The sequence below is a fragment of the Wolbachia endosymbiont of Glossina morsitans morsitans genome (assembly GCF_000689175.1).
In the GTDB taxonomy this organism is placed as follows: domain Bacteria; phylum Pseudomonadota; class Alphaproteobacteria; order Rickettsiales; family Anaplasmataceae; genus Wolbachia; species Wolbachia pipientis.
In genome coordinates, this window is sequence record NZ_AWUH01000150.1 from 3,334 (window position 1) to 5,018 (window position 1,685).

A 1,685-nucleotide genomic window follows, 5' to 3' on the forward strand; every position below is an offset into this window, starting at 1 on the left:
GCTTCGCATCTTTTACTTACTTCAAATCCACATGACTCAGCGGTAAAAAAGCGCTTATTCCGTCACCAAGATCAACAATAAAGCCACATTTAATTGAGCGTTTAATAACTCCGCTTACTTCAGCCCTTGTAACTGTATCTTCTTCCAACTTATTCCATTTTTCGTCCCTAATTGCTTTTTCACGACTAAGAACAACATTACCATGATAATCTTCAATTCTTTCCACATAAACTCTGATTTTCGAGCCAATAATGACCTCATCATTACAACCGAGTTCCTTGATCAGAATTCTCCCGTCAGATTTTAAACCAATATCAACCACAACGTCGTTAGGGTTTATTCTTGTAATTACACCTTCTACCACATCTCCTTCTTTAATTTTGTTAACAAAAGAATCTTCAAACAAGGTATTATCTGGATCCTCAAATTGGCCTTGACATATCTCTTCTATAAATTTGTTTGATGATAGCTTTCTGATAGTAACCGGTAGATTTACGACTGGATTATTATTATTTATACCTTTAACTTAAACTTTATTAGAACTCATATATTATGTAATATTAACAATTATTGACAAGTAATTTTTCATTAACTCATTTCGAGAATTGTTTAAGCTATATAAAATATAGTGAGAAAATTATATATGTATCAAGAATATGCTATTTAAGAATAGCAAGTGGATTAGATCGTTCTCCAGAAGGTCCAGGCTAAAACCTGATGTTGATGAAATATTGGAAAAATATTCTATTCAAAACAGCAAGGAATCTATAGAGAAAATTGTAAATTCACAAAAAAGAATATGGGTAGAAATAGGCTTTGGCAACGGTGAAAATATGCTTTACCAGGTGCTCAATGAACCTGATCTATTATTTATAGGATGTGAGCCCTACTTATCTTCCGATCTTCGCTTGCTGACAAACATAGAAATACAGAACATAAAAAATATTTTAATGTGGACAGAAGATGCAAGAGAATTGATTGCAAATTTTCCTGATAACAGTGTTGAAAGATTCTTTATTCTCTTTCCAGATCCATGGCCAAAAAGAAGTCACAATAAAAGACGATTAATTAATACGGAATTTTTAAATTTATTAGCAAAAAAAATACTTATAACAGGGGAAATATTCATTGCAACCGATCATCAGGACTATGCAGAGTGGATAGCATCACATATAAAGCAGTGTAACTCTTTAATCTATAGGGAAGACGATTTCACAAGTTATACTCTTACAAAATACCACAGAAGAGCGCTCAAAGATCAGCGTAAAGTGAGGTTCTTTAAAGTAAGTGTTATTAATAATTTGCAGACTATGGATCAATAGAGTTTTTGCATATCTCTTTTACGTTAACTATAAATTAAAAATAATAAAAAAAGAGGGAGAAATAGAGTAAATTCCTTTAACTACTTCTCCTTATGAAGGAATAGACTTCTTGCATAACCCAAACTAAGTAGAAAAAAGGTATCATCCAAGTAGCCCCTTTCTCGTCATGCCGCCGCGGCGCTAACACGTAGCTGGATGATGAGGCTTATCGTCATGCCACCGCGAACCGTCATACCGTCACGGTATCTCTTAGCCGCTAACAAGTAGCGGGATGACGGTTGTCAGGTTAGCTGTTATCCCAGTTTTTGACACTGGGATGACAACGAAGGGCTACTTGGATGACAGGGAAGGATGCTGGAATGA

The 1,685-nt window shown here is 34.7% G+C and carries 1 protein-coding gene and 1 pseudogene; one reads left to right on the top strand and one right to left on the bottom strand.

Annotated features, from left to right (window positions below):
* A pseudogene (locus WGMM_RS03920) lies at window positions 1-517 on the bottom strand (S1 RNA-binding domain-containing protein); the annotation flags it as partial.
* 139 nt (window positions 518-656) lie between these two features.
* Between WGMM_RS03920 and trmB the strand changes: the two are divergent.
* The gene (gene trmB, locus WGMM_RS03925; protein WP_038250375.1) at window positions 657-1,322 is read left to right on the top strand and encodes a tRNA (guanosine(46)-N7)-methyltransferase TrmB; all 666 of its coding nucleotides are present in this window, start codon (window positions 657-659) and stop codon (window positions 1,320-1,322) included.
* The last annotated feature ends 363 nt before the right edge of the window (window positions 1,323-1,685 follow it).